7 protein-coding genes are annotated in these 8732 nt (G+C 70.1%); 2 read left to right on the top strand and 5 right to left on the bottom strand.

The features are described from left to right. Positions 1-596 (top strand): CHAD domain-containing protein (locus V7E45_RS35965; RefSeq protein ID WP_333778479.1); only part of this gene is annotated, 596 nt, incomplete at its 5' end. A gap of 70 nt (positions 597-666) precedes the next feature. Beyond that, positions 667-2628 (top strand): TIGR03960 family B12-binding radical SAM protein, encoded by a 1962-nt coding sequence (locus V7E45_RS35960; protein WP_333778478.1) that lies wholly within the window; start codon positions 667-669, stop codon positions 2626-2628. 298 nt (positions 2629-2926) lie between these two features. Here the strand turns inward: V7E45_RS35960 and V7E45_RS35955 are convergent, their stop codons facing one another. The 5 genes from V7E45_RS35955 to V7E45_RS35935 all read right to left on the bottom strand — a co-directional run bounded on the left by V7E45_RS35955 (position 2927) and on the right by V7E45_RS35935 (position 8565). Next, positions 2927-5218 carry an ABC transporter permease gene (locus V7E45_RS35955; RefSeq protein WP_333778476.1) on the bottom strand — a complete coding sequence of 764 codons (2292 nt, stop codon included), beginning with the start codon at positions 5216-5218 and terminating at the stop codon, positions 2927-2929. Then, positions 5215-5832 (bottom strand): ABC transporter ATP-binding protein, encoded by a 618-nt coding sequence (locus tag V7E45_RS35950; protein ID WP_333778475.1) that lies wholly within the window; start codon positions 5830-5832, stop codon positions 5215-5217. The genes V7E45_RS35955 and V7E45_RS35950 overlap by 4 nt, the downstream gene beginning before the upstream one ends. 131 nt (positions 5833-5963) lie before the next feature. Continuing rightward, complete coding sequence (locus V7E45_RS35945) at positions 5964-6155, bottom strand: hypothetical protein (protein WP_333778474.1); 192 nt, start codon at positions 6153-6155, stop codon at positions 5964-5966. Positions 6156-6757: 602 nt separating this feature from the next. Continuing rightward, positions 6758-7198 carry a VOC family protein gene (locus V7E45_RS35940; RefSeq protein WP_333778473.1) on the bottom strand — a complete coding sequence of 147 codons (441 nt, stop codon included), beginning with the start codon at positions 7196-7198 and terminating at the stop codon, positions 6758-6760. A gap of 149 nt (positions 7199-7347) precedes the next feature. After that, the gene (locus V7E45_RS35935; RefSeq protein ID WP_333778472.1) at positions 7348-8565 is read right to left on the bottom strand and encodes a cytochrome P450; all 1218 of its coding nucleotides are present in this window, start codon (positions 8563-8565) and stop codon (positions 7348-7350) included. Positions 8566-8732 lie beyond the last annotated feature (167 nt).

The raw sequence follows: 8732 nt of genomic DNA, 5'->3' as shown, positions 1-8732 counted from the left end.
CACTCCCGCCCGCCCTCGTCCTCGGCCCCGTCCACCACCGCGTCACCACGTGGGCGCGCACCCGGCACGGCAGCACCCGCGGCCACCTGATCGCCATCCTCGACTCCGCCCGCTACCTCGCGCTCCTCGACAGCCTGGACGCGCTGCTGGCCACCCCGCCGCTGCGTGCCAAGGCCGCGGCGAAACCCGGGAAGGCGCTCGCCAAGGCCGTACGCAAGGACTTCGCCAAGGTCTCCCGGCTGACCACCGGGGCACTCGACCTGCCACCGGGCGAGCAGCGCGACCTCGCCCTGCACGAGGCCCGCAAGAAGGCCAAGCGCACCCGCTACGCGGCCGAGGCCGTCACCCCGGCCCTCGGCGGCCCCGCCCGCGCCCTGACCAAGTCCATGAAGTCCCTGACCAGCCTCCTGGGCGACCACCAGGACAGCGTCATGGCCCGCCGCACCCTGCGCGAGCTGTCCGCCGTGGCCCACGCCGCGGGGGAGAACGCCTTCACCTACGGGCTGCTGCACGGCCGGGAGGAGGCCCGCGCGGAGGCGGTGGAGACGAAGCTGCCGGGGCTCTGGCGGGAGATCACGTCCAGGGGGTCCGTCTGAGCGTACGAGTCAGGGCGCCGGGCGGGTTAGTCTGAATGGTCACCCCTGTCAGCTCATGAAGGTTCGCGAGATGCCTGTCGAGTCGGTTTTTCCGCAGCTCGAAGCTCTGCTCCCCCACGTGCAGAAGCCGATCCAGTACGTCGGCGGTGAGCTCAACTCCACCGTCAAGGACTGGGACGAGTGCGACGTCCGCTGGGCGCTCATGTACCCGGACGCCTACGAGGTCGGTCTGCCCAACCAGGGCGTCATGATCCTCTACGAGGTACTCAACGAGCGGGAGGGCGTCCTCGCCGAGCGCACGTACAGCGTGTGGCCGGACCTGGAGGCGCTGATGCGCGAGCACCGGGTCCCGCAGTTCACGGTGGACAGCCACCGCCCGGTGAAGGCCTTCGACGTGTTCGGCCTGTCCTTCTCCACGGAGCTGGGCTACACCAACATGCTCACGGCCCTGGACCTCGCGGGCATCCCGCTGGAGTCGAAGGACCGCACCGTCGACGACCCGATCGTCCTGGCCGGCGGCCACGCGGCCTTCAACCCGGAGCCGATCGCCGACTTCATCGACGCGGCGATCATCGGCGACGGTGAGCAGGCCGTGCTCGACATGACGCGGATCATCCGCGAGTGGAAGGCGGAGGGCCGCCCCGGCGGCCGCGAGGAGGTCCTGCTCCGCCTGGCCAAGACCGGCGCGGTGTACATCCCGGCGTTCTACGACGTCGAGTACCTGGCCGACGGCCGGATCGCCCGCGTCGTCCCCAACCGTTCCGGTGTCCCGTGGCGCGTCTCCAAGCACACGGTCATGGACCTGGACGAGTGGCCCTACCCCAAGCAGCCCCTGGTCCCGCTCGCCGAGACGGTCCACGAGCGCATGTCGGTCGAGATCTTCCGCGGCTGCACCCGCGGCTGCCGCTTCTGCCAGGCCGGCATGATCACCCGTCCGGTGCGCGAGCGCTCGATCACCGGCATCGGCGAGATGGTCGACAAGGGCCTGAAGGCCACGGGATTCGAGGAGGTCGGCCTGCTCTCCCTCTCCTCCGCCGACCACTCGGAGATCGGCGACATCGCCAAGGGCCTGGCGGACCGCTACGAGGAAGACAAGATCGGCCTCTCGCTGCCCTCCACCCGTGTCGACGCCTTCAACGTCGACCTGGCCAACGAGCTGACCCGCAACGGCCGCCGCTCCGGTCTGACCTTCGCCCCCGAGGGCGGCTCCGAGCGCATGCGCAAGGTCATCAACAAGATGGTCTCGGAAGAGGACCTGATCCGAACGGTCTCGACGGCCTACGGCAACGGCTGGCGCCAGGTGAAGCTGTACTTCATGTGCGGCCTGCCGACCGAGACCGACGACGACGTCCTGCAGATCGCCGACATGGCGACCCACGTCATCCAGAAGGGCCGCGAGGTCTCGGGCTCGAACGACATCCGCTGCACGGTCTCCATCGGCGGCTTCGTCCCCAAGCCCCACACCCCCTTCCAGTGGGCGCCCCAGCTCTCCGCCGAGGAGACGGACGCCCGTCTGGCGAAGCTGCGGGACAAGATCCGCGGCGACAAGAAGTACGGCCGCTCGATCGGCTTCCGCTACCACGACGGCAAGCCCGGCATCGTCGAGGGCCTGCTCTCCCGCGGCGACCGCCGCATCGGCGCGGTCATCCGCGCGGTCTACGACGACGGCGGCCGCTTCGACGGCTGGCGCGAGCACTTCTCCTACGACCGCTGGATGAGTTGCGCCGACAAGGCCCTCGCCGACTTCGGCGTCGACGTCGACTGGTACACCACCCGCGAGCGCACCTACGAGGAGGTCCTCCCGTGGGACCACCTCGACTCGGGCCTGGACAAGGACTGGCTCTGGGAGGACTGGCAGGACGCCCTCGACGAGACGGAGGTCGAGGACTGCCGCTGGACGCCGTGCTTCGACTGCGGGGTGTGCCCTCAGATGGACACATCCATCCAAATCGGCCCCACGGGCAAGAAGTTGCTGCCCCTGACGGTCAAGAACGCGGGTCCGACGCCGACTGCGAGTGGTCACGCGCACTGAGGTGGGCGAGGCACTCGATCGGGTGATGGAGGCGTTGGCGGGGGTGAGTGAGGACGAGGTGGCCGCCGCGTTGGCTGCGGCCGGCACTTCGTTCCCTTGCCCGTCGGCGGCGCCATCGTCAAGGACGCCTTACGTCGTTTCCGAGAAAGTCTCTTGCCATCACGCGCGGAACCACATGGGTCCGTGAGCCCTCTCCGTGGTCAGGAAGAGGGCTCCTCGGCGTTCGGTGAGAAGTCAGTCCTGGCGAGCCCCGACGGCCCGGGATCAAGCACCTGTTCCGGATCAGACCTCGGGAGTCTCAGTCCCGGCGGATGAGTTCCGGATCGACGCGGCGGCCCACCAGTGGCAGCGTGCCCAGTGTCGCGATGACGATGACGCCCAGGGCAGCGCCCGCCAGTACGGGGATCCCGGCGATGTCCCAGAACACCTCACCGCCCCCGGTGACGAGATAACTGGACTCGGCGAGCTTGCCGCTCACCAGGGCCAGCACGAGGCCGATGGCGAGCGGCAGCACCACCTGGATGCTCTGCACCGCGCGCAGAGTGCGCGCCCGCGCCCCGATCAGCGTGATCGCTGTGACCTGGGCGCGGCGTTCGACGGCCCGGTCCGAGACGGCGACCAGGAAGGCGGCGACACCGATCACCAACCCCATGATCATGCCGAGGACCAGCAGGGTCTCGATGACCGCGATCTGCGACAGACTGTCGACGTTGACGCCGACCGGTTCGACGGAGACGGTCGGCGCGACACCGCCGATGCCGTCCAGCACCTTGCGGACCACGTGCGGATCGGAGTCGCTGTCGAGGATGAGCGAGCCCGACTGCGGCCGGGCGTGCGCGGGCAGCGCGGATGGCGGGACAATCACGGACGCGTCGCCGACCGCGGACGGGTCGTACGGGCGCATGACGACCCTCGCGGACGGGATGGTCAAGGTCACCGAGACCGGATGCCGCCCGGACCGCAGCCGGAAGGGGAAAGACGCGCCGGGGTGGATGCCCGGGTCGGTGGCACTGTTGGGGTTGACCAGCCGCATGACCCGGCCGTCCCTGCAGCCTTCGGCCCGCCGCACCAGCCGCGTCAGGTCGGCGCAGGTGGCGACCAGCGCCGTGGCCTGGGGCGGGATGCCGGAGGGCCCGGGCTTGGTCCAGGAGACCATCGTCCGGGCGTGGGCGCGGACACCCGGCACCTCGGTGAGTTGCTTCTGCTGCCGGTCGGAGAGCGCCGAAAGTGGCATGGAGTAGTCCTGGACGGGATTGTTCGGCTTGCTGACCTGCTCGAACTCGATCAACACGCCCTGCGCGAGGGACGCCGCGTACACCAGCAGGACCAGGCCGGTGACCACCCGCATGGTGCTGCCGGGCTCGACCTCGTTGCGGCGCATGGCCAGGTTCAGCGCCAGGGACCGGGTGGTGCCGGCCACCTTGCGGGCCAGGAGGTACGACAGCCACGGCAGAGTCAGTACCAGCCCCGAGCCGGTCAGCAGGACCCCGCCCACCACGAGGACCGCGAAGAGGCCGTCGCTCGTGGCTGGGTGGTCGGTGAGGCCGGTCGCGCAGAAGCCCGTGACGATGCCAAGGCCGGTGACCAGCAGGAGGCCGCCCCACTTCGTGGGGGGCTTGGGTACGGCCGTGCGCCGTACCGCCAGAGGATTGGCGGCGGCGGTGCGCGCGCTCGCTCGACCGACGAACCAGGCGAGTGCCGGGCAGCCGAGAAGGCATACGGCGACGGTGGTCCAGGACAGGGCGCCGTCGGCCGGGTACCAGCGCAGCGCGGGCAGGCCGGAGCGGGCCATCACCTGGTTGAGAATCCCGTACTCGCCGAGCCCGAGGAGGGCGCCGAGCAGCGCCGCGGCCACGGTCTCGGCGGCGTTGACGCGCTGCGTGCCCTTGGTGCTGAGGCCCAGCAGGCGCAGCGCGGCCAGGCGGCGGGTGCGGCTGGCGGCGGAGAGCCGGGCGCACACCGACAGGAAGACGGCCAGGGGAAGCAGGACCAGGGTGGCAAGGGCGAAGCGGAGGTTGGTGAGGGTGGACGGCTCGACGACGGGGGTGGGGGCGTAGGAGTAGCCGAAGGACTGCAGCGCCCCGGTGTCCGCGTCGCCGGCGATCTCCTTCCGGGACGTCCCCACATAGGCGTACAGCTCGTCCGGGTCAGCGAGACCCGCAGGGCCGATGCGGCCCTTCTCCCGACCGGGCAGCAGACCCTTGAGGGCGGGCTCCGCATGCAGCAGTTCGTGCAGGCGCGGAGACAGGTACAGTTCGCCGGGTCCTGGGAGTGCGTCCAGGCCGGGCGGCGGTTGTTGCGTGGCCTTGGTTCCGCGGGCGACGAACACCCGGGTGAACGGCTTGGAGCCGTGCGGATCCCTGCGCTCCAGGACGAGCGCCGAGCCCGTGCGCGCCTTGCCCGCCGACGTCGTCTGCGGTTCCCGGGCCGCGGCCCGGGCGTCGTGCGCGTCCAGGATGGCCGGGATCGTCAGCACGAGGGCGAGGCAGCACACACCGAGGGAACCGCCCGCCGCCATGAGGAAGAAACGGATGCGGCTGCCGCGCCCGGAGCCGAACAGCAGGCGCAGGCCGAGCATGAACTCCCTCACGCGCCACCCCGCGGGGAGAGAACTCCGTCGGCCATGGTGTAGTGGCTGTCGGCCCGCGCGGCGACGGCCGGATCGTGCGTCACCAGGACCACGGCCGTGCCCTGGGAGCGCGCCAGGCTGAGGAACTCGTGCAGTACGGCGGCGGCGTTGGCGCTGTCCAGCGACCCGGTGGGTTCGTCGGCGAAGACGACCGCCGGACGGTGTACCAGGGCGCGGGCCACCGCGACGCGCTGACTCTGGCCGCCCGACACCTGCGAAGGCCGCCGCTCGCGCAGGTCCGCCAGGCCGAGCCGCTCCAGTACCCGGCCGGCCGCCGCAAGGGCGGACTTCTTGCCCTGCCCGCTCAGGCGCAGCGGCAGCGCGGCGTTCTCCTCGACGGTCAGCTCGGGCAGCAGTTCCCCGTACTGGAAGACGAAGCCGAAACGCTCCCGGCGCAGCGCGCTCATCTCCTCGTCGGTGAGGCCACCGAGTACGCGCCCTTCGAAGCGCACCTGTCCCCGCGTGGGGGGCAGCACACCAGCCAGGCAGTACAACAGTGAAGACTTGCCCGAGCCGCTCTGCCCGGTGATGGCCGCCACCTCGCCGGGCGCGACGTGGAGATGGGCGTCGCGCACGGCCGGCTGGCTGCCGTAGGAGAGGTCTACTCCGACGGCGGAGAGGATGGGTGAGGTAGTGATGGTTTCCCCCAGGAAAGGGCTGGGGGCCCAGGTGTGACACCTGGGCCCGAAGCGAACCGACCTGCCGGCTACGGCCGCTTGTAGTGCTTGGTCACCGAGCAGTTGTCGGGGTGGAGCGAGCCCCTGTCCCGGCAGACGCGTATGTAGGCGTTGACGGTGTAGCGCTCGGCGCCGTCCCAGTTGTAGTAGTCGAGCGGAACCGTCTTCTTCTGCTTGCCGTCATACCGGCTCCAGTCGTAGCCCTCGACCTTCACCTGCATGTACACGTTGTGCCCATCACCGCTGTCGGTGTCCTGGAGATTGCCCTTCCACTCGAAGGCACCGTGGTGCTGGCTGGCCGGCTTTCTCCCGTTTTTTGTTCTGTTGTGGCCCCTGGTGGTCTGATCAGGGGCGGGGAGATGCTAGTAACTGTGATCGACAGGGGCAGCGCATATATGCAGGGTATGGTCGTCTTTGGTGCAGTATTTCCGGTGAGGCTTTGTCTTCCTGTTGCCCGCCGTTGAGCGGAATCTGAGGATCCGTAAGTTGTCGTCGGTGGACGTGGTGGGTAAACGGCCGAGACGAGAATGGGCGAGCACCTGTAGAGCTTGGCGGCAGGCTGGGGGTGGCCCCTCGCCCTGGACAACGCTGTGGAGCAGGCCGGGCGGCGGCCGGGGCACCGGGGGCAGATGTCGGCCTGCTGGTGTATGTCCTCAGATGGACACTTCCATCCAAACCGGCCCCACGGGCAAGAAGTTGCTGCCCCTGACGGTCAAGAACGCCGGCCCGGCGCCCGCCGCGAGCGGGCACAGCCACTGAGCCGATCGAAGCCGCACGGCCCTGAGCCCCTTCCCGTCCGGGAGGGGGCTCTCGGCGTGGTGGGTCAGGCGGGGGTGTCGGCGTCCTGCTCCGCTGCCGCCGGGTCCATCCACATGACCTGCCAGCCGTGGCCGTCGAGGTCGTAGAAGCTGCGTGCGTACATGAAGCCGTGGTCCTCGGCGCCGTCCGCCTCGGTGCCGCCCGCCGCGAGCGCGGTGGCGCTGACCGAGTCGACCTCCTCGCGGGACGACACGCTGAAGCAGTAGAGCGCCAGCGTGTGCGTGGCGGGATCGGCCATCGGCAGCTTCGCGAACTCCGCGAACTTCTCCCGGCTGAGCAGCATGACGAAGGCGTCCTCGCCCACCAGCATGCAGGCGGCGCTCTCGTCGCTGAACAGCGGGTTGAAGCCGAACCCGAGCTTGGCGAAGAACGCCTTGCTGCGCTCCAGGTCCGCCACGGGCATGTTCACGAACAGCATGCGGCCGGGGTGTGCGGGCTTGGTCATGGTGGGTCTCCCGTGGGTGGCTCGATGGCGTACGTCCTGTGGACCGGCCCGGGCGGCGAAACTCATCGCCCGTCGTCCGATGGACACCCCGCATCCGCACAAGAGCCCCCTTCCCGAACGGAAGGGGGCTCCGTGCGACCGGGCGGGTGTCAGCCGCCCTGCTCCACCTCCAGATGGATCGGGCCGCGCAGCAGGGGGCTGCGGCGGTACGGCGGGGGGTCGGTGACCAACCGGGGCCGGTCGAGGCGGCGTACCAGTTCGGTCAGGGCGATCTGGGTCTCGCGGCGTGCCAGCGGGCTGCCGAAGCAGTTGTGGATGCCGCTGCCGAAGCCCAGGTGCTGGTTGTCCCGCCGGTCGGGGACGAAGCGGTCCGCGTCGTGGAAGCGGTCGGGGTCGCGGCTGCCCGAGGCGAGCATGAGCATGACCTGGGCGCCCTTGGGGATGACGGTGTCGGCGACGGTGATGTCGCTGTAGGCCGCCCGCCAGGGAATGATGTGCACGGGCGGCTCGTAGCGCAGCAGCTCCTCGACCAGCGGCACGACCAGGTCCGGGTCCTCGCGCAGGCGGCGCAGCACGTCCGGGTGGCGCAGCAGCGTCAGCATGCCGTTGGTGATGAGGTTGACCGTGGTCTCGTGGCCGGCGATCAGCAGCAGGTTGGCGGTGGCGACGATCTGCTCGTCGGTCATCCGTCCGTCCGGCCCGTCGTCGTTGGCCATCCGTGTCAGCAGGTCCTCGCCCGGCCTGCCGTGGCGTTGCTCCAGCAGTCCGGCCAGGTACTGCCGCAGGTCCTTGGTGGCCTGCTTGCCGTTCTCGAGCTTCTCCACCGGGTCGGTCCGGGGGTCGTAGCCGGCCGCGTCGATGATGTCGTTCACCCACAGGTGGAATCTCGGTTCGTCCTCGCGGGGCACGCCGAGCAGGTGGCAGATCACGGCGACGGGGAACGGGTAGGCGAAGTCGTCGACGATGTCGATCCGTTCCTTGTCCGCCAGGTCGTCGATCAGCCCGTCCACGGTGGTGGCCAGGTCGGGTTCGAGTCCGGTCACCAGGTCGGGGGTGTGCGGGGGGCCGAAGTGGCGCATCGCCATGCGCCGCAGGCGGTCGTGCTCGGGCGGGTCCAGGTGGATGAACGAGGGGGTGCGTTCCTCGAACGAGGGCATGGGCCGCGCCAGGTTGCGGAGGTCGGAGCTGATGTGCGGGTTGTGCAGCAGGTCGGCGATCTCGCGGTAGGTGCTGACGACGTAGCCGCCGTCCTGCTGCCGGGCCACCGGTGTCTCGCGCAGTTCGGCGTACAGCGGGTAGGGGTCGGCCCGGGAGGAGTAGTCGAGGATCCGGCGCAGCGTGTCGGTTGTCGTCTCGGTCGTGGTCATCGCGCTGTCCCTCCTACCGGTGGTGCTGCTGCGCGGCCGTGACCCGTCGTTCGCCCGGGTCGTGGCCGGTGACGACCACGGTGGCGCCCTGGGCGAGCAGTTGGGGTCCGGGGAAGTCGACGGGTACCGGCTTCATGTCGAGCGGCTGGTCGGGTGTGGGGGAGGGC

The sequence above is a fragment of the Streptomyces sp. IBSBF 3136 genome, assembly GCF_036815105.1.
GTDB lineage: Bacteria > Actinomycetota > Actinomycetes > Streptomycetales > Streptomycetaceae > Streptomyces.
This window is presented reverse-complemented; position numbering and strand designations above follow the sequence as displayed.

Bases quoted from the DNA above. Each gene is read 5' to 3' on its own strand.
- V7E45_RS35935 (WP_333778472.1), bottom strand. From the start codon at position 8,565: ATGACCACGACCGAGACGACAACCGACACGCTGCGCCGGATCCTCGAC.
- V7E45_RS35945 (WP_333778474.1), bottom strand. From the start codon at position 6,155: ATGCAGGTGAAGGTCGAGGGCTACGACTGGAGCCGGTATGACGGCAAG.
- V7E45_RS35960 (WP_333778478.1), top strand. From the start codon at position 667: ATGCCTGTCGAGTCGGTTTTTCCGCAGCTCGAAGCTCTGCTCCCCCAC.
- V7E45_RS35940 (WP_333778473.1), bottom strand. From the start codon at position 7,198: ATGACCAAGCCCGCACACCCCGGCCGCATGCTGTTCGTGAACATGCCC.